Consider the following 23,495-nt stretch of genomic DNA (forward strand, 5'->3'; position numbering starts at 1 on the left):
GCTTTAGCCGACACGCTCCACGTACGCCCCGGTGATGGTGCTGATTCGCACCGTATCACCTTCTTTTATGAAAGCCGGTACGCCGATCTCGAGGCCGGTCTCCAATCTGGCCAGCTTTTGCTGGGCGGTAACGGTGGCGCCTTTCATCGCCGACTCTGTTTCGATAATTTTGAGTTCAACCGCTTTGGGCAGGATCAGGTCAATTGGGCGGTCCTCCCACATCATAACCTGCACCCCCAGCGAATCCTTCAGGTAGAGCTTCTTGTCGCCGACGTTCTCCTCGTTCATGATGTGCTGCTCGAAAGATTCGGTATCCATGAAATGGTAATGGCCGTGCTCTTCGTAAAGGTATTGCATGTCCCGGACGGTAATGGTAGCCTCGTCGAACTTATCTCCTGAATGATACGTAGGTTCAGAAAGGATTCCGTTCAGCAGGTTGCGCAGTTTTAAGTGATAAATCGCCCGGCCTTTGCCAGGCTTGACGAAATCCACGCTTTCGACGTTAAAGGGCACGCCATCAATAAGCAGTTTTTTATTTTTTGAGACTTCAGAGACTTCCACAGGTTTTGGGGTACTCCTCCGTTAATTTATATATTACAAACCGAGTGGATATTATAGGCGCTTCAAATAGGCGGCGCAAATACTATTCCGCCCCGGAATTCGTGACTCAAAAGCCCAAGAATGTTAGAATGCCGGAATGAAAATCGTCAGATTTATTGCTCCAGATTGCTCAGAACGGTATGGTGTGCTCGAAGGCGAAATCATAAACGACCTGGCCGGCACTCCGTTCAAAACTATGGATTACTCCGGCGAAACCATTCCCCTGACCTCGGTTAAACTTCTGGCGCCTTGTGCGCCTTCAAAGATAGTATGCTTGGGGGTAAACTATCACGGGCATGCTCGTGAGATGGGTCACAACATTCCTAATGTGCCATTGATCTTTTTGAAACCTTCGACTGCTGTCATTGGTACCGGGGCTGATATTGTCTATCCACCGTCGTCTTCAAGGGTAGACTACGAGGCCGAGCTGGCGGCAGTTATCAGGAAATCCGGCTGGCGTATACCCCAGAAAGCGGCCCGTGACCATGTACTCGGTTATACATGTTTCAACGATGTCACCGCCCGGGACTTGCAGCGGATTGATGGCCAGTGGACCCGGGCAAAAAGTTTCGATACCTTTGCCGCCGTGGGGCCGTGGATCGAGACCGAGGTTGATCCCTCCCGGCTGAACATCGAGACTTTTCTAAACGGCGAACGTAAACAACATGGCAATACCTCGGACCTGATCTATCACATTGATTTTCTGATCCACTTTATCTCCCATGTGATGACTCTGCTGCCGGGTGATATCATCGCTACCGGCACTCCTTCAGGCATCGGACCGATGAAAATCGGCGATACCGTAGAAGTGCGCATTGACGGAATCGGTACGCTGCGGAACAAGGTCGTCAGGCAGGATTAAGCCTACCGCAGCAACGATTGAATAGATCTCGTTGGGCTCAATTCTTAAAGAAATCCCTAACATCAGTTCTTGTCAGGTACACGATCTGCAGCACCCCGATAACAGTTCCGATAGGGAAAAATAGCAGGCTGATGACTCCGTGAGCCAGGCTGGTAACCCGCCCGAAATCACGGCTGGCCAGTAAGCCCGCCGCTCCCGCAACGGAGACCATCAGGTACGCCAGCAGTGTCAGAGCCCCAACCGCCAGACCGAAATAAAAAAACGGACCGGAAAAATTGAAGTAGAGATCCCGGAGGAACAGCGCCTCAACCTGAAAACCGATCATCACCAGCACAGCAAGGCCGATCAACGCAAAAAAGGCGGTCACCAATTCCCAAACAGCGATAAGCACCAGAAGATCTGGCTTTTTCATCACAATCCCCTGAAGTGTCCTGTTTCATTCTAGTAATAGCTCGACTTTCAGTCAATAATAATGCTCTGGCTACGTGTGAATTGTCTTGACACTACTTTCCGGCCTTGTTAAACTTGGCTGTTGTCCTCTTATTTTGACCCCGCATCGGCGCCCGCGTCCCGGAGGGATTGTTGATCCAAACTGAACCACTTAGCCAACGCTGCAAGCTGGAAAAAGGGCTGGTGTCCATCTTCACCGGCCACGGCAAGGGCAAAACCTCCGCTGCCATCGGCATCGCCGTCAGAGCGGCAGGGCACGGACTCAGGGTATATATGGTCTTCATGATGAAGGCCAACGAGTTTTTTGAGCACGGCGAATTCACCGTGTTAAAAAGCCTGCCCAATGTCCACGTAGAAGCATTTGGCTACCGCGGCTGGTCAAAAAAAGGCAATATAACCCCGGCGCATAAAGCGGAAGCTCAAAAGGCGCTTGAAGACGCGGAAAAAGCCATGTCCAGCGGCGAATACGACGTTATCGTTCTGGATGAGATCAACCACGCCGTCTCCGGTGGTTTAATTGACATAGAAAAGGTCATCGGTATGATTGATAAAAAGCCGGAGTGTGTCGAACTAATTCTCACCGGCAGAAACGCCGATCCCCGGCTGGTCGCCATAGCCGACCTGGTTTCAGAGATACTCATGATTAAACATCCGTTTAACGAAGGTATCCGCGCCCGAAAAGGTATTGATTATTAAATTAAGAAGGAGATATTGATGAGAATCACCCTGAGCGTTATTAAAGCCGATATTGGCGGTTTCGTCGGCCATTCAGATTCCCATCCGGAATGTCTTTGCGAGGCTGATAACAAGCTGGCTAAAGCTAAGCAAAGCGGCCTGATAATAGATTACCATGTCACCAAATGCGGCGACGACCTGCAGCTGATCATGACTCACCAGAAGGGCGAAAACAACACCGACATCCACGAGACGGCCTGGAATACCTTTGTCTCCTGCACCGAAGTGGCCAAAAGACTGAAGCTTTATGGCGCCGGTCAGGACCTGCTGGCCGATGCTTTCTCCGGCAATATCAAGGGTATGGGACCCGGTGCCGCGGAGATGGAATTTGAAGAACGCATCTCAGAGCCGGTAGTCATCTTCATGGCCGATAAGACCTCATCCGGTGCCTGGAATATGCCTCTGTACAAGATGTTCGCCGATCCCTTCAACACCATCGGTCTGGTTATCGCCGAGAATATGCATCAGGGTTTTAAGTTCGAGGTGCATGACGTCAAAGATTCAAAGAAGATCATCTTCTCCACCCCGGAGGAGATCTACGACATGTTGGTTTTCATCGGCGCCCCCAATCGTTACCCTGTGAAAGCGGTCTACACCAGGAACGGCGAGATCGCAGCCTCCTCATCCACCCAGAAGTTGGCTTTCATCGCCGGCCGCTACGTCGGCAAGGATGACCCGGTATGCATCGTCCGCTGCCAGGGTGCCTTCCCGGCCGTTGGTGAGGTGTTGGAACCGTTTGCGACCCCTTATCTTGTCGAGGGTTGGATGCGCGGTTCCCACTGGGGCCCGATCATGCCGACCGGAGTCGCCGACAGCCTGCCGACCCGTTTCGACGGCCCGCCTCGAGTTATCGCGCAGGGTTTCCAGCTGTCGCAAGGCAAGCTGATTGGACCGAGGGATTTCTTCGCTGATGTCTCTTATGATCAAGCCCGGGAGATGGCTAACAAAATGGCATACATGATGCGCCAGCATGGCCCCTTCGAACCACACCGCCTGCCGCTGGACGAGATGGAATACACCACCATGCCGCAAGTTTCCCGAAAACTGGCCGAACGTTTTAAGCCGCTCTAAAAGTGCGATGGATTATGATAACGAGGGACACGGCCGCATGCGGCCGTGTCCCTCGTTATTTCTGCTGGCATTGAAAGATAGCAATGTGAGTGACTATGGCGGAACTGTTGCTGGCGACCAACAACAAAGGAAAGATCCGGGAGTACCGGGAACTACTATCTGGTTGTGGGTTTGAACTGGTCACTCCCGCCGGGAGAGGCATCGATATCGCAATTGCCGAAACCGGTGAGACTTTCGGCGAAAATGCGGCCATCAAAGCTCGAGCATTCGCTGCCGCCTCCGGATTGCCGGCGCTGGCGGATGACTCCGGCCTGGAGGTTGATGCTCTAGATGGTGCTCCAGGAGTACTTTCAGCCCGTTATGCGGGCGAGGGCGCTTCGGATACCGAACGGAATGCCCTTCTGCTTGAAAATCTCCGGCACGTGCCGCTACCCCGGCGGACCGCCCGGTTCCGCTGTGTCATCGCGATCGCTGAACCCTCTGGCGGCATCCACCTTACTGACGGCGTCATTGAAGGCCTGATCAGCCTTGCGCCGCGGGGAACTTCTGGTTTCGGTTACGATCCGATCTTTTATTTGCCTGAACGCCATCTGACGATTGCAGAGTTGGAGCCGGCAGAAAAAAATCGAATCAGCCACCGCGCCGCTGCCGCTGTGAAAGCCTGCCTCATATTGTGCCGTTTGTCCGCAGAGAATAATAAAGAGCGTTAGAATATACAAATGGATTGTTATGACCAGGTCTTCGCTTGGACTTGATTTAGTGGTACTAGTTCCGTTAAGATTATCATTACTCCTGCAGGTTTTATCAATCCCGCCCAACCGACATTGAAAGCGAGTGCCGGTATTTTTTTATGAAAGCCCTGATTCTCGTAGGCGGCCTCGGCACCCGGCTGAGGCCTTTGACAATCAACACCCCCAAAGCGATGTTGCCGGTACTGAACCGTCCCTTCATGGCGCATGTTGTAGAAAATCTCACGCAGCATGGCATCACTGAAATCATCTTCACCCGCGGCCATTTAGCCGGACAAATGGAATCGTATTTCAATGAGAATTATTCTTCCGGCGTGGAATTCATTTTTGTTGATGAGACACAACCCCTGGGAACCGCCGGGGGCATCAAGAACTGCCAGGCTTACCTTGATAATGAAGCCTTTATTGTCCTGAACGGCGACGTTTACACCAACATTGATCTCACATCAATGCTGCGTTTTCATAAACATAAGGGTGCCATCGCCACTATCGCCCTAACACCGGTGGCCAATCCTTCCGCATTCGGGCTGGTAGAGGCTACAGCAGACGGCCGTATCCGGCGTTTTGTGGAAAAGCCGCTGCCTGAGGAAGTCACCACCGATATGATTAACGCTGGTTGTTATATCCTCGAACCAGAGGTGCTCGATTTCATCAAGCCTGCAGCCAACGTCAGTATCGAAAAAGAGACCTTCCAATTATTCCTCAAAGACAAGCAACCGTTTTTCGGCTGGAGCGACCGGACTTCTTATTGGATTGACATGGGTTCCTGCGAAAAATATATCCAACTGGTTGCGGATATGCTGTCCGGGCGCTGCGCCTGTTCCACCGCGCCGCCGCCCGGGGTGCACTTCGGCGAAGATACGGCGGTTGAACCTTCCGCCCGGATTGAGGGTCATGTTGTCATTGGGCGTCACTGCCGCATCGGTGCCGGGGCAGAAATCACCGGACCGGCGGTCATCGGCGATAACTGCCTGATTGAGGACGGAGCTGTTATTTCCGCTTCTATCCTCTGGGATGGCTGCCAGTTGGCCGGCGGGTCGAGCGTCTTTGACTCTGTGGTAGCCGAAAAATGCTGTTTATCGCCGGGAAGCCGTGTATCAGGTTCCGCCCTGGCGGATGGAGTGTACGTTCCCTCAGGAGCATTCCTGGGAAATTGCCGGATTTGGCCGGGTACTATCATCAATAATTAATAGAAAGGAAGGACCAAATGACTCAAGCCGATTCCCGTGTCGCCCATCTCCCCACCACCAGTTATTTTTGCCCATCCGGGACCTATGATGAACTCTGGCGCCGCGCCGATGAGGACCCCGAAAGATTCTGGGCGGAGCAGGCGCTGGAACTGGATTGGTTCAAGCGCTGGGACAAAGTTCTGGACTGGAAAGCGCCTTATGCCCGCTGGTTCGTCGGAGGCAAACTCAACCTGTCGGTACAATGTCTTGACCGGCACATGAAGACCGAAGTCCGCAACAAGGTTGCTTTCTACTGGGAAGGCGAGCTGGGTGATTCCCAGGTGCTGACTTACGCGGAGATGTACCGCCAGGTCAACAATACAGCCGGCGCCCTCAAGAGGCTGGGTGTTAAACGAGGCGACCGGGTGGCTATCTACCTACCGATGATTCCGGCGCTGCCGGTGATCATGCTAGCCTGCGCCCGCATCGGAGCGCCGTTTACCGTAGTGTTTTCAGCTTTCTCCGGCCAGGCGCTGGCCGACCGGGTTGAAGACACTGGCGCAAAAGTAATCGTCACCGCTTCAGGAATGCACCGCCGCGGCAAGATCTTGCCGCTCAAGGAAAACGCCGTTGAGGCCGCCGCCAGGTGCGCCTGCGTTGAAAAAATCCTTGTCGTCAAACATACTCACCATCAGGTTGAAATGGATCCAAACCGTGACGTCTGGCTGTCGGACATTCTTTCTGGCTGCGACGAGTACGTTGCCCCGGAGGAAATGGACTCCAACGACCCGCTCTTCATCCTTTATACCTCAGGCTCGACGGGCAAACCGAAGGGCATCCTTCACGGCACCGGCGGCTATTCGCTGTGGATCGCCAAGACGATGCAGTGGGCTTTCGGTACCGATGCCCAGACTGTCTGGTGGTGCACTGCTGATGTCGGATGGATCACTGGCCACTCCTACGTCGTTTTCGCCCCGATGATCCTCGGCTTGACCTCGGTGATGTACGAAGGCGCCCCGGACTACCCGGCGCTGGACCGCTGGTGGGCTATCATCGCCAAGTACGGCGTTACCGCCTTCTACACATCGCCCACCGCCATCCGCATGTTCATGCGCCATGGCGAGGAATGGCCGGCTAAACACGACTTATCGTCTCTGAAGATTCTTGGCTCGGTCGGTGAGCCGATCAATCCGGAAGCCTGGTTGTGGTATTACCGCAACATCGGAAAAGAGCGCATCGGCATCTCCGATACTTGGTGGCAGACCGAGACCGGCGGATTTATGATCTCGCCTACCCCGGGAATTCAGGCTCATGCCTTAAAGCCCGGCTCCGCAACGAAGCCAATGCCGGGTGTCGTACCGGCGGTGCTGGATGCGGAGGGTAAAGAATTGCCTAACGGGGAGACTGGCTTCATCGTCATCAAGAAGCCCTGGCCGGGGATGCTTCTGGATATTTACCGTAACCCGGAGCTTTACCAGAAGACCTACTGGTCGCGCTTCCCTGGCTATTACCTTCCCGGTGACTACTGCATGAAGGACCAGGACAACTTCCTGTGGTTGCTGGGCCGCGCTGATGAAGTCATCAAAGTGGCTGGCCACCGTATCTCCACCGCCGAACTTGAATCGGCCATTGTCGGTCATTCTGCTGTGGCTGAAGCCGCCGCCACCTCCCGCCCGGATGAGATCAAAGGCGAAGCCATTATCCTGTTCGTCACCCTGCGCAAGGGCACGCCGCCTTCGGTGGAAATCAAGAACGAACTGACCCGGCATCTCCGGGCTACCATCGGCACGCTGGCTACTCCTGAAGAAATCTTCTTTGTGAACCTTTTACCCAAGACCCGCTCCGGCAAGATCATGCGCCGCCTGCTGAAAGCTGTGGCCACCGGCGCCGCCGTCGGCGATACCACCACACTTGACGACGGCGCTTCGGTGGATGAAGCCAAAGCCGCCTTCGCTGAGTTGACAGAAAGCTCTCACCACTACAAGTCGGCTGAAAAGAAACCGGAGACGAAACCGCTTCCTTAGTCTTTAAAGGGCTGAAACAACAGAAAGGGCGGGTTTTCCAACCCGCCCTTTCTGTTTCATATACCCCGGTTTGAAGGCTTGCACGGGGCATGGGTTCCTACTCAGTTCGACTCGGCTGCCGTGACATCAAGTATAACTTGAGATCTGAATCCGGCATCGGTTCTTCCCGTAGCAGTTCGAAACCCCATCTCCGATACATTTCTACGTTACGGGAAGTTTGGGTTTCCAGGTAGGCCGGTAATTGACGATCGTCGAGGTGACCCAGCATCGGCCGCATCAACTTGGATGCGAAACCCAGCCCGTGATATTCGGGATCTACTGCCAGGACCGCCAGGTACAGGTGGCGTGTCGGAACCAGTTCCTTCCGCAGGCGACTGAAGTGCAGGTCCAAAGCCGCTTCACGGAACAGGTGCCGCCAGCCGCAGCGCAGCGGTAGAAACGGGAAACCAGCGCGAATGTGGTTGAAAAAGTTATCTTTTCGCTCAGAATCAATCCACATCGCCAGACCTTCGCATTTCCCCGAGGTGACGAAGGTGCCGCCGCCGGCAATCAGTGAAAGCTTCAAATAGTATTCCTCGGCGAACCGCAGGTTTGATCGCTTGTCCGCATCGGGAATTAGGTAATCGGTAGTCGGGTCATTGGCAAAAGCCCGCGCGCAGGTGATTGACGCAGGGTGCACCAGTTCAGGTTTCAGCGGCATCAATCCCTCTAAAGCGTAAGGCAGCACTGGTGGTTCGGGCATAGGTCAATTCAATGGCAGGTCGATGTGATAGCCCTTGAGCGTATCCCGGATAAACGCTGCCGTCTTCTCGTCCGGTTCGACCAGCGGCAGTCTCGGTGCCCCGACGCGGAAGCCAATATAGTTCAGGGCATATTTGACCGGAATTGGGTTGGCTACCACAAACAGGTTGTTGAAGATGGGCGTCAAGTGGCGGTGCAGCGCCGCCGCTTCATCAAGTTTGCCGGCGGCGAAACTCTCCATCATCTGCTTGATCTGCAGCCCGACAAGGTGAGAGGCCACCGATATGACGCCGTGAGCGCCTATGGCCATCATTGGCAAGGTGTCGGAGTCATTGCCGCTCCAAACGGTGAAATCAGGCCTCATCTTCTGGGTTTCATCGATGATACGGGCGATCTCGCCCAGGTTGCCGGAAGCCTCTTTGGTGCCGACGATATTGGGGATTTTTGACAACCGCACCGTTGTTTCGGCAGATAACGAGGTGATGGTGCGTGAGGGCACATTGTAAAGGATGATGGGCATGGTGGTAGCGTCAGCCACCGCCTTGAAATGGCGGTACAATCCCTCCTGAGTGGGCTTGTTATAATAGGGCACTACCAGGAGGGCGGCGTCAACCCCCAGCTTCTCGGCTTTAATCGTGTTCTCGACAGCTTCGGCGGTGGAATTGGAACCGGTGCCGGCGATGATCCTGGCCCCGTCGCCGACAGCCTCTTTGACTGCCTTGAACAGGGCGTGCTCTTCCTCCCAGGTGACGGTAGGTGATTCGCCGGTAGTTCCAGCGACAACAATGCCGTCGCTGCCGGAGGCAACCAGCGCCTTGGCCAGCTTCTTTGTCTGGTCGAAATCAATGCTGCCGTCAGCCTTGAACGGCGTCACCATTGCGGTTATCAGGCGCCCAAGTTCTTTCATACTATTCTCCCAGCCAACCTCGCTTGACCATCTCCTCGGCAATTTGGACAGCGTTCAGCGCCGCCCCTTTACGGACGTTGTCGGCTACAATCCACATCACCAACCCGCCGGGATGCGATGAGTCCTCCCGTATGCGCCCTACAAAAGTTTCATCAGTGCCGGCGGCCATCCACGGGTGGGGGTAGAGATTTACGGTGGGGTCATCAAGGACCCGCACCCCGGGGGCCTGGACAAGTATGGCACGGGCTTCGGTCGGGGGGAATGGCCGCTCGAACTCAACGTTAACCGCCTCGGAATGGCCGATATACACCGGCACCCGGACGCAGGTGGCGGAGACAGCAATGCCCGGTGCATGCATTATTTTGCGGGTTTCTACCAGCATTTTCCACTCTTCTTTAGTATAGCCGGTATCAAAAAAGACGTCGATTTCAGGTATCAGGTTGAAGGCAATCTGGTGAGGATATACATGCGGTGTCACCGGGTCGCCGGCCAATACCGTTTTGGCCTGGGCTGTCAGCACCTCCATGGCGGCACTACCGGTGCCGGACACCGCCTGGTAAGTCGAGACAATAATCCGTTTGATGGGATTGACCTTATGCAGAGGATACAGCGCGGTTACCATTTGGATCGTGGAGCAGTTAGGATTGGCAATAATGCCCTTATGGTTCTTGGCATCCTCGATATTGACCTCAGGGACCACCAGCGGCACGTCGTTTTCATAGCGGAAAGCGGCGGAATTGTCGATGACCACCACACCTTTACCAGCCGCGATCGGTGAAAAATGCCGGGAGATGTCAGCCCCGGCTGAAAAGAGCGCCAAATCGACGTCGTTGAAGCTGTCGGGGGAAGTCTCTTTGACCTCAAACTCCTCGCCTCTGAACTGCAGCCTCTTGCCGGCGCTGCGGTCTGAGGCCAACAGTTTGATCGATTTGATCGGGAAGTTGCGCTGGGTCAGTACCTTGATGAATTCCTGGCCAACCAAGCCCGTAGCGCCGACGATAGCGACTCTTAAACCATTCACCTTAGACCTCGCAGCGGAAGTTTAATTGCTGTATACGAGTAGCAATAATATCAAATTCAATAGTCAAATAAAATGACCGGTCCCACTTCCCACGTGCTGAGGCATTTTGACTAATGACGACATGGTAAATCAGATAACCGGTGGTGTCCGGCGGAGTTTCTAAAAACCCAGCAGTTTGTTGAGCCCGAAGATGAACTGACCGCGGCGTTTAGCTATTTCGCGTACCGCCAACAGCACGCCGGGCATGAAGCTTTCCCGGCTTATCGAATCGTGGCGGATTGACAATGTCTGGCCAAGGGCGCCGAAAATGACTTCCTGGTGGGCCACCAATCCGGGCAGCCGAATGCTGTGGATGGGCACGCCGTAAAATTCCTCGCCGCGGCTTTTATAATCGGCCTCGTCTTTCGGTGACTCGAAAGGCACATCCCGGGCCGCCTGCATCATCCGCGCCGTGGCTATCGCCGTGCCGGAGGGCGCGTCAGCCTTCTTCTCATGGTGCAGTTCAATGATTTCTGCCCAATCGAGGTATTTGGATGCCGTGCGCGCCAACTCCATCATCACCACCGCGCCAAGAGCGAAATTAGGGGCGACCATGATACCGATGTTGTACTCATGGGTCAGCTCCTCGAGCCGCGCCAACACCTGCGGACTGAGACCGGTAGTACCAATCACCAGGGAAACTCCAGCCCGCGCCGCTGTCTCCGCCGTCTGCGGCACCGCTGAAGCCAGGCTGAAATCGACGATGACGTCCGGTTTAGTCTTGTCTAAGCACGTTTCAAGATTCGAACTGAGAAATATCGTGTTGCCGTTTATGGATAGAAAACCTTCGGTCGCCTTGGCATCGCAACCGCCGGACAGTTCTAAATCTTTGGCTTCGGCAACCGCCTTGATTACCTGCTGGCCCATCTGACCTAAGGCGCCCTGAACGGCAACTTTAACGCTCATCCAATCATCCTGTTTGTAGAGATTGTTCTAACATAACTCATTAAAGAGGCTAAATCAAGCGGGGACACAGCGTGCTGTGTCCCCGAAGTAGATTCATCTGAGCGGCTGGCTTTGAACCGCGTTCTACCGCCTGAAGGGCGGCCGGCCACCGCGATCCATCGGCGCGCCAGGACCAGAGCGCCGGAAGCCGCCGGATTGAGGCGCATTTCGCATTTCCTCGGCTTCTTCGGGCGTCGGCGGCGCCAGCAGGGCGCGACGGGAAAGATTGATGCGTCCCTGTGAGTCAATTTCAGTCACCTTGACCTGTATCATGTCGCCGATCTTGACGACATCTTCGACGCGGTCGACGCGGCGGTTGGCCAGCTCAGAGATATGAACCATACCTTCTTTGCCGGGCAGTATCTCCACAAAGGCCCCGAAACTCATGATGCGTGTCACTTTGCCGGTATAAACGGTACCGGGTTCGATATCCTTGGTCATGCCCTCGATGATGGCAATCGCCCGGTTGGCCGAATCGGCGTCGGTGGCGCCTATGATCACTGTACCGTCGTCTTCGATATCTATGGTTGTCTTGGTTTCCTCGATGATGCCACGGATAACCCGGCCGCCGGGACCGATAACGGTGCCGATCTTGCCCGGGTCGATCTTCAGCTTGTACATCCGCGGTGCGTAAGGAGAAAGCTCGGCTCGGTTGCGGGAAATGGCCTTGTCCATCACCTCAAGGATGATGCCCCGGGCGTCTTTGGCCTGCTTCAACGTCTGCTCGATGATGGCGAAGCTGATGCCTTTGAGTTTGATATCCAGCTGGATGGCGGTGATGCCGTCGCGGGTACCGGCCACCTTGAAGTCCATATCGCCGTAATTGTCTTCCAAACCTTCGATGTCGGTCAGGGTGACAAACTTGTCGATGTTGTCATCTTCAGTTACCAAGCCGATGCTGATGCCGGCCACCGCTCTCTTAATGGGCACGCCGGCGTCCATCAGCGACAGGCTCGAGGCGCAGGTGGAAGCCATGGAGGTGGAGCCGTTAGATGACACAGCTTCGGAGACCAGCCGGATGGCGTAGGGGAATTCGGCTTCACTGGGGATTACCGGCAGAAGCGCCCGTTCCGCCAACGCGCCGTGTCCAATCTCGCGCCGGCCGGTACCGCCGACACGCTTGACCTCGCCGGTGGAATAAGGCGGGAAGTTGTAATGGTGGATATATCGTTTCGACAACTCGGGAGAAATGTTGTCAAGCTTCTGCTCCATCTGCAGCGATCCCAGGGTGGTGATATTCAGTATCTGGGTCATGCCACGGGAAAACAGTGCGGACCCGTGGACCCTGGGCAGGATACCGACCTCGGCGGAGAGTTCGCGGATTTCGTTGATGCCGCGGCCGGAAACACGCTCGCCTTTATCAAGTATGCTGGAGCGGACCAGCTTTCGGATCTTCTTATCATACGCGGCCATGACGGCGCCGGTATCATATTCACCAGCCAGGCCATCCATGAGTTCCTGGAGGATAACATCAAGATTGGCGGCACGCTGGGTCTTGTCGGCCTGAAAGAAGGCGGCGGGCAGCTTGTGGTCAATGGCCGCCGCCACCTTGGCCCACAACCCTTCGTCTACGGCCGGCGGGTCGACGTGCCATTTGACCTTGCCGACGGCGGCGATAACCTCTTCCTGTAAAGCGATAATCTCCTGGTTGGCGGCGTGGCCGAATTTGATAGCCTCCATCATCAGGGCCTCGTCGGCCTCGTGGGCTCCGGCTTCCAGCATGGTCACCGCCTTTTTGGTGCTGGCGACCACTACGTCCAACTTGCTTTCGGGCATCTGAGAGAAAGTCGGGTTGATGACGAACTCGCCGTTGATATAACCGACGTGAACCGCCGAAACCGGTCCCTCGAAAGGCATCTCGGAGATGCCTAGGGCGCACGACGCGCCGATAACCCCCAGAACATCCGGGTCGTTCTCCTGATCAGCAGCAAAAACAGTTACAATGACCTGGATCTCTCGGCGCCAGTGTTTTGGCAACAAGGGGCGGATCGGCCGGTCAGCCAGACGAGAGGCTAAAGTTGCCGCTTCGGTGGGTCGTCCCTCGCGGCGGATGAACCCCCCGGGGATCTTACCTGCGGCATACATCCTCTCCTCGACATCAATGGTCAAAGGCAGAAAATCCACCCCCGGCCGAGCCTCTTTAGCGATAACCGCGGTGGCTAAAATCTGTGTATCGCCGTAGCGCAGAGTGACGGCGCCGTTGGCCTGCCAGGCGAGTTTACCGTGTTCGATGACAAGCTTTCGCCCGCCGATTGTGCGTTCAAATGTGCGTATCGATGCCAATGGATTCTCCTTAAGCAGTTATTGGGGTTCAACCAGAGAGGTCGACCCGTGAAGGCGCCGTTGAGTCTGCGGGTTACTTGCGCAGACCGATCTTGGCAATAAGGTCCTGGTATCGGGTCGCGTCCTCGCGCCGCAGATAAGCCAGCATCCGGCGGCGCTGGCCGACCAGCCGCAGCAAGTTGCGTTTGGTATGGGCGTCTTGCTTGTTGGCAGCCAGGTGAGTGGTCAATTGGTTGATCCGGGCGGAAAGGATGGCCACCTGGACTTCGGCGGAACCGGTGTCCTTGGCATGCCGCTTGAAGGCATCGATGACGTTGATCTTGTCCTGTTTTTCCAAGTTCTCGTTCTTCCTCTTTCTTTTATCAAAGGTGAAGTATATCACAACCTGCTGTCCAGTAAAAGACTCACCCCTCCGTCTTTGCGAGGAGCGCAGCGACGCGGCAATCTCTTGTGCGGTTTTTTGCAACTTCGGTAAGAATTAAAGAAGGATTTGGGCCGGGTCTGCGACAAGCCCGCTTCGTGGTTTCATTATTCCGGCGAAAGCCGGAATCCATCGGGGGAGTAACCTGGTTGGTGGGAAATGATATCTAAGAGGAAAGTTCCCCATCCCACCTGTTAGGGGGATCCATCGTAAAGGGCATCCTTCCACTGAACGACACCTTGCCCGCCGAGGTGGCTAATCGCTGATTGCTGAAAAATATCGCACCAAAAACGACAAAACTCGTTTGACAGCTCTAACGTACACATGTGCTATAATATGCGCCTGATGTCAACTTGCTTGCCAGCCGCCCGCCGTTTTACCGGGGCTCGTTGTAACGTACCCACTTTCCGCCAAAAGACCATTCCGCCTGACCAATTGTTTGAACTGCCTGCGCTGCAGTTTAATGATGTCTCGCGTTCAGCCGGGATTTGTTTTCGCGGCGTGGTCGGAACCGTTGGCCGCCCGTTCCCGATGGGAAACACGTCGTTTTGGTCCGTTTTTACCGAAACGATAGGTTCGGGAACCCTTCGTTTTACAAAACGACTCCAAGATGGATTTAATCGTGGAAATCAAGGTTCGTTCATGAAACCACTGAAAGTGCTTGGGAAATATCAAAAAACAAACCGCGGCGGCAGCGAGTCGTTTCAGTCGTTTTTCACAAGACTCACGACGCAAGACGCGCAATATTATTTGACCCCCAGCCATGCTTGGACTAGAGTTTATCCTGAATGATGAGGTAACGCGATGAATATCGGCGTTCTGCAGTTCAGTATTCGGCTCCCGGAGAGCCACTCCCTCAAGGAGAAGCGCCAGGTTGTCAAGTCGCTTGTGGCCCAGCTCCACAATCGCTTCAACGTCTCGGCCGCGGAGGTGGAAGACCAGGACCTGTGGCAGACGGCTGTCGTCGGCGTCGCCTGTATCAGTAACGACAAGAAGCACACCAACGAGGTGCTATCCAAAGCCTTGGTCTTCGCCACTACCTACGACATCGAGCTTCTCGAGTCCAACATCGAGATCATCGACTACTGACATGGACGTTCGGGAGTTCGTTGATTATCTTCATGCCCGGTCGGAAATGGCCGGCCAGATCGCGCATCTTGAGGAAATCCCGCCGAGAGGGGCGGTCTATGCGGATCCCGAACAGCCGCTGGATTCCCGCCTGGAGGGCTGCCTCAGGGCAAAGGGCTTATGGCCGCTCTATAGCCACCAGGCTCAGGCGGTTGACGCCGCCCGGCGCGGCGAGAATGTCTTTATCGCTACACCGGCTGCCTCAGGCAAGACCTTGGGTTATTACATCCCGGTCATGCAAACCTTGCTGTCAGACGACGCTGCCACCGCCCTGTACCTGTCGCCGACCAAAGCCTTGGCCCAGGACCAGAAGAAACATATCGACGACCTGTTCGCCCCGGAAGCCATTGTCCGGAGTGATTTTGCTACCTTTGATGGCGATACGCCGGCAAGCGATCGGACAGCCATACGTGCCAAGGCCAGATTGATCCTTTCCAATCCGGACATGCTTCACGTCGGTATCCTGCCCAATCACCAGAGCTGGCGGCGTTTCCTGGCTAACCTTAAGTACGTCATCATCGATGAAGCCCATTTGTACCGGGGCGTCTTTGGCTCTCACGTGGGGCTCTTGTTGCGGCGACTGCGGCGCGTCTGCCTCCGTTACGGCGCAACCCCCCAGTTCCTGATGGCATCAGCGACGATAGGCAACCCCTTGAAGTTTGCTTCCCTCCTGACAGGGCTCGAATTTTCAGTTGTCGATGCTGACGGCTCGCCTTACGGGGGCAAGGATTTCATCTTCTGGAATCCGCCGCTGATCAGCCCGAACCAATCTACTCGCCGAAGCGCCTCGGCGGAGGCCACTTCTCTCCTTGCCGAACTCATCGCTCATGGGATCAGAACGCTGGCGTTCGCGCGCTCCCGGCGTTTGGCTGAGGTCATCTTCGTTCATGCCCGGGAGCGTCTCTTGAAAACAGCACCCGAAAAAGCGGCGCTTATCAAGCCATACCGAGCAGGCTATCTGGCAGAAGATCGCCGCCTTATTGAGAAAGAGTTGTTCGCGGGAAGACTGGAAGGAGCCGTGACTACATCGGCGCTGGAACTTGGCGTCGACATCGGTTCCCTGGATGCCACTTTAGTAACCGGTTATCCGGGATCATCCGCCAGCGTTTGGCAGCAGGCTGGCCGAAGCGGCCGGCGGCGGCAAAGGTCGTTGTCGGTACTGGTGGCCCGCAATGACCCGTTGGATCAATATTTCATGCGCCACCCGGACTTATTCTTTGGAGGGCTGCCTGAATATGCCCTGCTCAATCCCGATAATCCATATATTTCAAGCGCCCACTTGCTTTGTGCTGCATGGGAGATGCCGCTTTCAACCAGGGAAGCCGAGTTGTTCGGGCCACTTTTCAGAAAGAATCTGGATTCGCTGGTTCGCCGCGGGCTGTTGAAGGAGCGCCTCGGTCGTTATTATCCCACGGCAGATATATCTTATCCGGCCGGGGCGATCAGCCTAAGGGGCGTCGGCGGCCAGGAGTACACTGTCATAGATGGCGGTAGCGGCGCCCTGCTGGAGGTGCTGGACTCTGCCACCGCTATGTTCCAGTTGTTTCCCGGCGCCATCTACCTTCATCAGGGCGAAAGCTACATTGTCCGCTCGCTCGACCTCGACACCCGCATCGTCCGGGCGGAGGCCACCGACGGCACTTATTACACCGAGGTCAAGGACATCACTGAACTGGAGGTCAAGCGGATCCATCGCTCGGTCTTTATCCGCGGCGCGGCAGTGTACCTGGGCGAGGTGGAGGTCTCGGTGACCGTCATCGGTTTCAAACGCAAGGCCCAGTACACCGAGGAGGTCTTAGGCGAAGAGCCGCTGTCACTGCCGCCTCAGCGTTTTGAGACGGTGGCTGTCTGGTATGAGGTGCCGGACAGCCTGGCTGTTTCCATTCACGGCGATCTCGACCTTGCCGGGGCGCTGCACGCCGTTGAGCACGCAGCCATAGGCATCTTGCCACTCTACGCCCTGTGTGATCGGAATGACATCGGCGGGCTGTCCACGCCGCTCCACCCGGATACTGGCGCGGCTACCGTCTTTGTCTACGACGCCCACGCCGGCGGTGTCGGCATCGCCGAGAAGGGTTTCGACATCATGGTACAGTGGTGGGAAGCCACCCTTCGGGCTATCGAGGAATGCCCCTGCGAGTCTGGCTGCCCGGCCTGCATTCAGTCGCCCAAGTGCGGCAGCAACAACGAACCTCTTGATAAGGCCGGGGCAACTGCACTTCTGAATGGATTGCTCGGCGTTACCTTATCCGGACAATAGTCGGATTAGGAAAAACATAGCCCCGATGATATACTTTTTAATCATTAAGTTACGCGTAGTTATCACGCTGGTGTTGATCAGGTACTTGACTGTAAATTTACGACCTGATTTGAGCCCTGTATGTTGAGTTATATCCGTTCGGGTATACCCTTGAAGCTTTTCCGCCGCCCGGAGTTCTGGGTGGTTACACTCCTCGGCGCGCTATTTGTTATCACCGTCTATGCGGATCTTCTGCGGGGACAGCAACTGTCCGGAGACGAATTCCAACTCGTGTTGTTCGCCTTACAGCAAGCCTTCTTCCTTTCAGTTATTGCCATCGCCACGTGGCGTTTCGGCTTCGCCGTGGGATTCTTTTTCTGGGGCGCTCTTGGCGCCGTGACCATTCCGTACGCTGCCATCTATCTAACCGTTAACTGGCACCCGAATTTATTGCTTGAAATGATCGTTATCGGGTTGGTGGGCTTGGCTGAGGTCGGCCTCATTAACGCCTATGAGCAGGGCAAGAAAAAGCTGCTTGAGTACCAGCGTCACCTGGAGGACCGGGTGAAAGAGCGGACTGTTGACCTCACCAGAGCCAACCTGGCCCTGGAACGGGATATAATTGAGAGAAAGCGTATCGAAGGTGAACTCCGGGAAGCCCTGGCACAGGTGAAAACCCTCACCGGTCTGCTACCGATGTGCGCTAACTGTAAGAAGATCCGTGACGACAAAGGCTACTGGAACAGCGTCGAAAAGTACATTAGTACCCACTCCGAAGCTGAATTTACCCATGGTATCTGTCCGGAATGTCTGGAAAAGCTTTATCCAAGCTACTATGGTCCGGGAAAGAAGAAACCGGCAGGATAACAGTCCGCCGAATGGCTTTCAGCCATTCGGGATATGTCTAGCGTCTGTCCCGCAAACTTTTCCGTAACACGGCGTCTTTGAAGCTGGTGGAGCGCTCGCCGATTTGCTTGACTCTCATGATATACTGCAAGCCCGGTATCATCAGCAGCGCAACTGGGTAGATAATAAACGCGATCGAGTGGTATATCACCCAGCCGATAATGGGAAAGATGATGAAAGCGGCGCTATAGCTGAAAGTTGGGAAACGGGTTATTAGGAGTATCAAGCCGAAAGTCGCGGCATAGATGGGTATACCCCATGGCATCAGGAACGCCAGAACTCCTATGCAGGTCGCACCACCTTTGCCCCCTTTGAATCTTAGCCAGACCGGGAGAACGTGGCCCATTACCGCCACTATCCCGGCCAGGAATTCGATAATTTGAGGTGTTTCGAGCAACCGGGCAACGGCTACCGCTGCAGCCCCCTTGGAAATATCTACAGTTAGAACGAGCATACCGGGCCAAAATCCCACTTCATAAAAAGTGTTCATCGTACCCATGTTTTTGGTGCCGACCTGCCGGATATCAATCCCTTTCAGCCAGCGTCCCATGAGGTAAGCCAGGGGAATGCTACCGACCAGATACGCAGTGATGAGGGCAGTTACGATCGATAATGTTTCATTCATAGGTATATCTTGGGTCAGACTGATGGGGCAAAGTCAACTATGTTCATTCGAAGAGTCGCTCGCCCGTTGTACCGGTCCAGTTCAAGATTATACACTACATCCAGCGGACCGGGGAGAAATTTTTTAAGGCTGGTCGCTTGACGGAAAGCGACAGCTTCCCAAACCGAATTGCCCTGCGTCAACCGAAGTTTCATATGTTCTTCAGCTGTACCCATTAGTCGGTAATCCAACACTGTGACGCAACGGCTGACGAAAAGGGGAGGTCGGTTGCCTTCGCCAAATGGGGCAAGCTGGCTTAGCATTTCGTAAAGACCGCCACCAAGTTCGTGGAAGCGTGCCTCTGCATCGATCGACAGTACCGGTTGGAGGTCAAGCGAGGCTAGTTCGCGAGCGGTGATATCGGAGATAAGCGACGACATCTCTGGCAGGTCGGCTGTTTTAAGGCTAAAGCCGGCTGCTTGGGCGTGGCCCCCATAGTGGCACAGCAGGTGGCCACAGCGGTCAATTGCCTTCGTAATGTTGAAGCCCGGGATGGAGCGGCATGAAGCGGTGGAGACGCTTTCCTCCCGGCGGATGACGATCGAGGGGCGGTAGAACTCGTCTGTCAGACGCCCGGCCACCAGCCCGAGTATACCGGGTGGGCACTCCTCGTCCTCAACGAAGAGCAGCGGTGATATTGGCCCGGACAGTACCTGCTCGCGGGCCCGGGCGACATATTTTGCCGTCAAGCGCTGGCGCTCTGCGTTGCTGTTTTCCAACGCTGATGCCAGTGCCGCTGCCTCGCCGGCGGTGGCGGCCATGAGCAAGTTATAGCCAACCATAGCATGCTCCAGCCGTCCGGCGGCGTTAAGACGCGGCGCCACCGTCCAGGAGATGCTTTCGGCGTCGAGCTGGCCGGGCTTCAGACGCGACAAGGCCACGATCTCAAGAAGTCCCGGAGACGGGTGATCGTTCAGATGCTTCAATCCCTCTTTGACCAGGTAGCGGTTCTCGCCGGTAAGGGGCATAATGTCGGCCACCGTGCCGATGGCCGCAAGTTCCAGAAAATGTTCCTTGGGCAGCGGGCGGGCGGTTCCGGAAAAAAGCGCCTCGATTAGTTTGAAGGCGACGCCGACTCCTGCCAGTTCCTGGAAGGGATAGGCGGAATCAGAACGGCGGGGATCGATCACTGCCACCGCTGGCGGAAGGTCAGGGAGCGGCAGATGATGGTCGGTGACGATGATGTCTAGTCCGAAACCGCGGGCGGCGGCCACCTCGGACACAGCTGTGACGCCGCAGTCCACGGAAATCACCAGTGATATGCCATCGGAGGCCAGTTTCCTTAACGCTTCGGTCTTGAGGCCGTAACCTTCTGTCAGGCGGTGTGGGATGTAGGGCACAACATCCGCTCCCAGGCGGCGGAGGCCAGTGACCATGAGTGCGGTAGCCGTGATCCCGTCGGTGTCGAAGTCGCCGTAGACGGCGACTTTCTCACCGGAAAGGACCGCCCGGTATATGCGGGCCATCGCCGGTTGGATGTCCGGTAGTAGCATCGGGTCATACGATAGCCGGGTGTCCCCGGACAGGAAAAGCTCGGCTTCTTCTGCTGTACGCAGTCCTCGGTTACCCAGGATTTGAGCCATGAGCGCCGGGTATTTTCCGGTCAGCCCGGTAGGTATGTCCGCCGGGGCTACCTGCCAGCGGGCGCCGCGCATGCCTTAACCTTATTCGTACTGACGCAGGATGATAACAGAGTTATGACCGCCGAAGCCAAAGGAGTTTGACAGCGTTGTGTCGACTTTCTTAATTCTTGCCGTATTTGGTGTATAGTCAAGGTCACAATCAGGGTCCGGCGTAGTATAGTTGATTGTCGGCGGGATTATACCATTTTTTATGACCAACGCGCAGATTGCGCACTCAATCGCCCCAGCGCCGCCAATGAGATGCCCGAGCATTGACTTGGTCGAACTGATGGAGACTTTATAAGCGTGATCACCCAGCACCTGCTTGATAGCTGACGTTTCCATCTTGTCATTGAGCTGGGTCGAGGTTCCGTGGGCGTTGATGTAGTCAATCTCTCCGGGTTCGATCCCGGCTCGTTTGACGGCCATCTTCATGGCACGGGCGGCGCCCTCCCCGGTCTCGATGGGCTGGACGATGTGGAATGCATCGCAGGAGTTGCCGTAGCCCAAAACTTCGGCGTAGATGTGAGCGCCCCGTTTGAGGGCTGCCGTGAGCTCCTCCAGGACAACAACGCAGGCACCTTCGCTCATGACGAAGCCGGAGCGTCCGGCATCGAAAGGCCGTGACGCGTGGTGCGGGTCGTCGTTGTTAGTTGATAAGGCGTTTAATGCGTTGAACGCGGCGAAAGCCAGGACGTTCATGCCGCTCTCAGTACCGCCGGCCAGCATGGTATCGGCGCGGCCTTCACGGATTGCCTCATAGGCGGTGCCGATGGCATCGGAACCCGAAGAGCAAGCGGAGGTGGTGCAGAAGTTGGGTCCCTTTAAGCCCATGGCGATAGCGATCTGGGCAGCGGCGATGTCCGAGATCATCATCGGGATGAGGAAAGGGGTGACCTTGGACGGCCCTTTTTCGATGCAGACTCTAGCCTGGTCAAACAGTGTGGTCAGGCCGCCGATACCGGAGCCGACAATGACGCCGATGTCGTCGCCCTTACCGTCGGCGATATCCAATTTTGACTCCTCGACAGCCATGCGCGCGGCGGCTACCGCCAGTTGGGCGAAGCGGTCCATCCGCCGGATGTCTTTCTTGTTGATGTAGTTGGCCGGTTCAAATCCCTTGCATTCTCCGCCGAAACGGGTTTCCAGGGATGAAGCGTCGAACAGGGTCAGCATCTCGATGCCGTTGCGGCCGTTTATCAAACCGTCCCAGGTGGTCAGAGTGTCAAGGCCGAGGGGGCTGACCATTCCGATGCCGGTGATGACCACTCGGCGGGAATAATCAGGTTTGAAACGGGTGTCCATCATCGTGTTTACGTTCACCTCAATAGCGAAACTGGCCTATTTATAGCACTTTTTGAATGATAGTTCAACGATTTCAGGGCTGTCCAGATCCGCGGATCCCGGGGTCGTGGAGCGTGTTGAAAAACGATTGAAACGATTCGTTGCCGGTTTGAAGTAGAGAGAATCGTTTTTGTTCATCTGCGAAAAGAGCCCTTTTTGGTGAAACGATACCAAAAAGCCGCGATCGGCCAGAAGAGGGGAACGGCTTTCGTCAGGTTGGGGAACAAAAACGGCTTTAGCCAGATTTTCGGAGCCCGAAACGCTGATTCCGGGAACGCCAGGTTGACCGGAGCCGCCAAAAAAGAAAGAAGAGCGCAGGAAGGCAGGCATAGAAAAAGGTACAGATGTGCTAATAATCATGCGGTTAATATAGCACAGGGGTTCCCAGTGATTGTCAAGCGAGTCTTGTCGTTTTTGGCGAAAAATATTTCCAGTGGACGGCAGTCGGCAGTTCAGGTTGGGTTCAGCTGCTGATCCTGAATTCAAGTTGGGGATAAACCACGGGCACCAGTTTTTTTGTCTCTTCGGCGATCTCCTCCAGCCTTTCAGCCAAAAGAACCGACTGCATCTGCCCGTGATGCTTGTTGAAAGCCGAGGGGTCCAGAGCCATGCAGTGATACTGGTCGCGCAAGACGTAGTATTCTCCGGTCAGCTCGATCAGCCGCGCCTGGGCTTCTTCGCGGAGCTTATCTTCAGCCGGCATAACTTCGCTTTCATTTTCCATAAAATCCTCCGCTGTTATCGGATTATATGACTGATATGTCGAACTGTCACCGGTACCTTAGTAAGGGTACGTTTGAGCCGGGCTATTCGTTGCACAGCACCGATGCAACAACCTATAATTGAGCCTTGTAGCACGACTTGCCTAATACCCGGAGGATGCAGTTGACGGCACCGATTATCGCCTTTGTCGGGCGCTCCGAATCAGGAAAAACAACCTTCATTGAACGACTGGTGCCGGAACTCAAAAGCCGGGGTTATAAAGCCGCCACCGTCAAGCATGTGCCGCAGCATTTTCACCCGGCGGCACCGGTCCGAGATACCGAGCGGCATCTGGCCGCCGGAGCCGAAGCCACTATCGCGGCGACGCCTGGAGCGTTAATACTAACAAAGCCGTGCTCATCCGAGAACCCGCTGGATGAGATCGCCCGACTGCTGGGCGACGAATACGACATTATCATAGTCGAGGGATTCAAAAACTCAGGGATACCGAAATTCGAGATTTGGCGCCGCGATGCCGGGACGCCGCTGGAGGACATTAAAAGCCGGGTAGCCGTTATTACCGACGACGAATACCCCGATGAATCAGCCCGAAGGTTTCGCTTAAGCGAAGTCAGAGAAGTGGCGGACTTGATTGAAAAAGGATATATTCTGCCCAACTTGGATAGGATATCGCTCAATGTTAACGGCGAATCGGTAGCCCTTTCCGCTTTTCCAAGAGAATTTATGACCAATATTGTTAACGCTTTGATCGCCAGCCTGAAAGGTGTGCCGCCAGTAAAGTGGCTGGAGATCAGATTGCGGCGCAGCGGAAATCACCCTGCATAATGCCTTCATACTTTCCTGATAACATGA

At 55.3% G+C, this 23,495-nt stretch carries 24 protein-coding genes; 11 read left to right on the forward strand and 13 right to left on the reverse strand.

The genetic code is table 11. The features are described from left to right. Positions 1-3: 3 nt before the first annotated feature. Positions 4-561 carry an elongation factor P gene (gene efp, locus ABV300_RS04780; RefSeq protein WP_058439363.1) on the reverse strand — a complete coding sequence of 186 codons (558 nt, stop codon included), beginning with the start codon at positions 559-561 and terminating at the stop codon, positions 4-6. A 136-nt stretch (positions 562-697) separates the two neighbouring features. Between efp and ABV300_RS04785 the strand changes: the two genes are divergently transcribed. After that, complete coding sequence (locus tag ABV300_RS04785; RefSeq protein ID WP_353713770.1) at positions 698-1,462, forward strand: fumarylacetoacetate hydrolase family protein; 765 nt, start codon at positions 698-700, stop codon at positions 1,460-1,462. Positions 1,463-1,499: 37 nt separating this feature from the next. Here the strand turns inward: ABV300_RS04785 and ABV300_RS04790 are convergent, their stop codons facing one another. Continuing rightward, on the reverse strand, positions 1,500-1,874 hold the full coding sequence (locus ABV300_RS04790; protein ID WP_353713771.1) for a hypothetical protein: 375 nt from the start codon (positions 1,872-1,874) through the stop codon (positions 1,500-1,502). Positions 1,875-2,044: 170 nt separating this feature from the next. On the opposite strand from ABV300_RS04790, the gene ABV300_RS04795 reads away from it, so the two are divergent. From ABV300_RS04795 to acs, 5 genes are all read left to right on the forward strand, one after another. Next, positions 2,045-2,608, forward strand: a complete 564-nt coding sequence (locus tag ABV300_RS04795; RefSeq protein ID WP_353713772.1) for a cob(I)yrinic acid a,c-diamide adenosyltransferase — start codon at positions 2,045-2,047, stop codon at positions 2,606-2,608. A gap of 18 nt (positions 2,609-2,626) precedes the next feature. Next, complete coding sequence (gene fbp / locus ABV300_RS04800) at positions 2,627-3,718, forward strand: fructose-1,6-bisphosphate aldolase/phosphatase (RefSeq protein WP_353713773.1); 1,092 nt, start codon at positions 2,627-2,629, stop codon at positions 3,716-3,718. A gap of 95 nt (positions 3,719-3,813) precedes the next feature. Then, positions 3,814-4,428 (forward strand): RdgB/HAM1 family non-canonical purine NTP pyrophosphatase, encoded by a 615-nt coding sequence (gene rdgB / locus ABV300_RS04805; RefSeq protein WP_353713774.1) that lies wholly within the window; start codon positions 3,814-3,816, stop codon positions 4,426-4,428. Positions 4,429-4,568: 140 nt separating this feature from the next. Beyond that, positions 4,569-5,657 (forward strand): NDP-sugar synthase, encoded by a 1,089-nt coding sequence (locus tag ABV300_RS04810; protein ID WP_353713775.1) that lies wholly within the window; start codon positions 4,569-4,571, stop codon positions 5,655-5,657. Positions 5,658-5,674: 17 nt separating this feature from the next. Further along, on the forward strand, positions 5,675-7,660 hold the full coding sequence (gene acs / locus ABV300_RS04815; protein ID WP_353713776.1) for an acetate--CoA ligase: 1,986 nt from the start codon (positions 5,675-5,677) through the stop codon (positions 7,658-7,660). 97 nt (positions 7,661-7,757) lie between these two features. Here acs and ABV300_RS04820 read toward each other — a convergent pair whose 3' ends face one another. From ABV300_RS04820 to rpsO, 6 genes are all read right to left on the reverse strand, one after another. Then, on the reverse strand, positions 7,758-8,402 hold the full coding sequence (locus tag ABV300_RS04820; protein ID WP_353713777.1) for a GNAT family N-acetyltransferase: 645 nt from the start codon (positions 8,400-8,402) through the stop codon (positions 7,758-7,760). 3 nt (positions 8,403-8,405) lie between these two features. Continuing rightward, positions 8,406-9,308: a 4-hydroxy-tetrahydrodipicolinate synthase gene (gene dapA / locus ABV300_RS04825; RefSeq protein WP_353713778.1), complete on the reverse strand. Its 903-nt coding sequence runs from the start codon at positions 9,306-9,308 to the stop codon at positions 8,406-8,408. A gap of 1 nt (position 9,309) precedes the next feature. Next, positions 9,310-10,329: an aspartate-semialdehyde dehydrogenase gene (locus ABV300_RS04830; RefSeq protein ID WP_353713779.1), complete on the reverse strand. Its 1,020-nt coding sequence runs from the start codon at positions 10,327-10,329 to the stop codon at positions 9,310-9,312. Between the two features lie 159 nt (positions 10,330-10,488). Continuing rightward, on the reverse strand, positions 10,489-11,274 hold the full coding sequence (gene dapB / locus ABV300_RS04835) for a 4-hydroxy-tetrahydrodipicolinate reductase (RefSeq protein ID WP_353713780.1): 786 nt from the start codon (positions 11,272-11,274) through the stop codon (positions 10,489-10,491). A 123-nt stretch (positions 11,275-11,397) separates the two neighbouring features. Continuing rightward, positions 11,398-13,596 (reverse strand): polyribonucleotide nucleotidyltransferase, encoded by a 2,199-nt coding sequence (locus ABV300_RS04840; RefSeq protein ID WP_353713781.1) that lies wholly within the window; start codon positions 13,594-13,596, stop codon positions 11,398-11,400. 73 nt (positions 13,597-13,669) lie between these two features. After that, on the reverse strand, positions 13,670-13,933 hold the full coding sequence (rpsO, locus tag ABV300_RS04845; RefSeq protein ID WP_058440058.1) for a 30S ribosomal protein S15: 264 nt from the start codon (positions 13,931-13,933) through the stop codon (positions 13,670-13,672). A 420-nt stretch (positions 13,934-14,353) separates the two neighbouring features. Between rpsO and ABV300_RS04850 the strand changes: the two genes are divergently transcribed. The 4 genes from ABV300_RS04850 (at position 14,354) to ABV300_RS04865 (ending at position 18,251) form a co-directional block, all read left to right on the forward strand. After that, positions 14,354-14,809, forward strand: coding sequence for a hypothetical protein (locus tag ABV300_RS04850; protein ID WP_353713782.1), 456 nt, complete (start codon positions 14,354-14,356; stop codon positions 14,807-14,809). A 12-nt stretch (positions 14,810-14,821) separates the two neighbouring features. Further along, positions 14,822-15,106, forward strand: coding sequence for a DUF503 domain-containing protein (locus ABV300_RS04855; RefSeq protein ID WP_353713783.1), 285 nt, complete (start codon positions 14,822-14,824; stop codon positions 15,104-15,106). A 1-nt stretch (position 15,107) separates the two neighbouring features. Next, on the forward strand, positions 15,108-17,405 hold the full coding sequence (locus tag ABV300_RS04860; RefSeq protein ID WP_353713784.1) for a DEAD/DEAH box helicase: 2,298 nt from the start codon (positions 15,108-15,110) through the stop codon (positions 17,403-17,405). Positions 17,406-17,555: 150 nt separating this feature from the next. Next, positions 17,556-18,251 carry a hypothetical protein gene (locus ABV300_RS04865; RefSeq protein ID WP_353713785.1) on the forward strand — a complete coding sequence of 232 codons (696 nt, stop codon included), beginning with the start codon at positions 17,556-17,558 and terminating at the stop codon, positions 18,249-18,251. Positions 18,252-18,288: 37 nt separating this feature from the next. On the opposite strand, the gene ABV300_RS04870 is transcribed toward ABV300_RS04865, so the two are convergent. The 5 genes from ABV300_RS04870 to ABV300_RS04890 all read right to left on the reverse strand — a co-directional run bounded on the left by ABV300_RS04870 (position 18,289) and on the right by ABV300_RS04890 (position 22,644). After that, entirely contained in the window at positions 18,289-18,915 is a 627-nt protein-coding gene (locus ABV300_RS04870; RefSeq protein ID WP_353713786.1) for a glycerol-3-phosphate acyltransferase, read from the reverse strand. A gap of 14 nt (positions 18,916-18,929) precedes the next feature. After that, the gene (recJ, locus tag ABV300_RS04875; RefSeq protein ID WP_353713787.1) at positions 18,930-20,609 is read right to left on the reverse strand and encodes a single-stranded-DNA-specific exonuclease RecJ; all 1,680 of its coding nucleotides are present in this window, start codon (positions 20,607-20,609) and stop codon (positions 18,930-18,932) included. Between the two features lie 9 nt (positions 20,610-20,618). After that, positions 20,619-21,884 carry a beta-ketoacyl-ACP synthase II gene (gene fabF / locus ABV300_RS04880; RefSeq protein WP_353713788.1) on the reverse strand — a complete coding sequence of 422 codons (1,266 nt, stop codon included), beginning with the start codon at positions 21,882-21,884 and terminating at the stop codon, positions 20,619-20,621. Positions 21,885-21,917: 33 nt separating this feature from the next. Then, a complete protein-coding gene (locus ABV300_RS04885) occupies positions 21,918-22,280 on the reverse strand; it encodes a hypothetical protein (protein ID WP_353713789.1) in 363 nt (120 codons plus the stop codon). Positions 22,281-22,383: 103 nt separating this feature from the next. Beyond that, complete coding sequence (locus ABV300_RS04890; RefSeq protein ID WP_353713790.1) at positions 22,384-22,644, reverse strand: hypothetical protein; 261 nt, start codon at positions 22,642-22,644, stop codon at positions 22,384-22,386. A gap of 161 nt (positions 22,645-22,805) precedes the next feature. On the opposite strand from ABV300_RS04890, the gene mobB reads away from it, so the two are divergent. After that, complete coding sequence (mobB, locus tag ABV300_RS04895; RefSeq protein WP_353713791.1) at positions 22,806-23,468, forward strand: molybdopterin-guanine dinucleotide biosynthesis protein B; 663 nt, start codon at positions 22,806-22,808, stop codon at positions 23,466-23,468. Positions 23,469-23,495 lie beyond the last annotated feature (27 nt).

This window comes from Dehalogenimonas sp. 4OHTPN (genome assembly GCF_040448695.1).
Taxonomy (GTDB): domain Bacteria; phylum Chloroflexota; class Dehalococcoidia; order Dehalococcoidales; family Dehalococcoidaceae; genus Dehalogenimonas.

What these genes read in the sequence shown, in the direction of transcription:
- ABV300_RS04785 (WP_353713770.1), top strand. Translation starts at nt 698, where the DNA reads ATGAAAATCGTCAGATTTATTGCTCCAGATTGCTCAGAACGGTATGGT.
- ABV300_RS04790 (WP_353713771.1), bottom strand. Translation starts at nt 1,874, where the DNA reads ATGAAAAAGCCAGATCTTCTGGTGCTTATCGCTGTTTGGGAATTGGTG.
- fbp (WP_353713773.1), top strand. Translation starts at nt 2,627, where the DNA reads ATGAGAATCACCCTGAGCGTTATTAAAGCCGATATTGGCGGTTTCGTC.
- rdgB (WP_353713774.1), top strand. Translation starts at nt 3,814, where the DNA reads ATGGCGGAACTGTTGCTGGCGACCAACAACAAAGGAAAGATCCGGGAG.
- ABV300_RS04810 (WP_353713775.1), top strand. Translation starts at nt 4,569, where the DNA reads ATGAAAGCCCTGATTCTCGTAGGCGGCCTCGGCACCCGGCTGAGGCCT.
- acs (WP_353713776.1), top strand. Translation starts at nt 5,675, where the DNA reads ATGACTCAAGCCGATTCCCGTGTCGCCCATCTCCCCACCACCAGTTAT.
- ABV300_RS04820 (WP_353713777.1), bottom strand. Translation starts at nt 8,402, where the DNA reads ATGCCCGAACCACCAGTGCTGCCTTACGCTTTAGAGGGATTGATGCCG.
- dapA (WP_353713778.1), bottom strand. Translation starts at nt 9,308, where the DNA reads ATGAAAGAACTTGGGCGCCTGATAACCGCAATGGTGACGCCGTTCAAG.
- dapB (WP_353713780.1), bottom strand. Translation starts at nt 11,274, where the DNA reads ATGAGCGTTAAAGTTGCCGTTCAGGGCGCCTTAGGTCAGATGGGCCAG.
- ABV300_RS04850 (WP_353713782.1), top strand. Translation starts at nt 14,354, where the DNA reads ATGCGCCTGATGTCAACTTGCTTGCCAGCCGCCCGCCGTTTTACCGGG.
- ABV300_RS04855 (WP_353713783.1), top strand. Translation starts at nt 14,822, where the DNA reads ATGAATATCGGCGTTCTGCAGTTCAGTATTCGGCTCCCGGAGAGCCAC.
- ABV300_RS04860 (WP_353713784.1), top strand. Translation starts at nt 15,108, where the DNA reads ATGGACGTTCGGGAGTTCGTTGATTATCTTCATGCCCGGTCGGAAATG.
- ABV300_RS04870 (WP_353713786.1), bottom strand. Translation starts at nt 18,915, where the DNA reads ATGAATGAAACATTATCGATCGTAACTGCCCTCATCACTGCGTATCTG.
- recJ (WP_353713787.1), bottom strand. Translation starts at nt 20,609, where the DNA reads ATGCGCGGCGCCCGCTGGCAGGTAGCCCCGGCGGACATACCTACCGGG.
- fabF (WP_353713788.1), bottom strand. Translation starts at nt 21,884, where the DNA reads ATGATGGACACCCGTTTCAAACCTGATTATTCCCGCCGAGTGGTCATC.
- ABV300_RS04885 (WP_353713789.1), bottom strand. Translation starts at nt 22,280, where the DNA reads ATGATTATTAGCACATCTGTACCTTTTTCTATGCCTGCCTTCCTGCGC.
- ABV300_RS04890 (WP_353713790.1), bottom strand. Translation starts at nt 22,644, where the DNA reads ATGGAAAATGAAAGCGAAGTTATGCCGGCTGAAGATAAGCTCCGCGAA.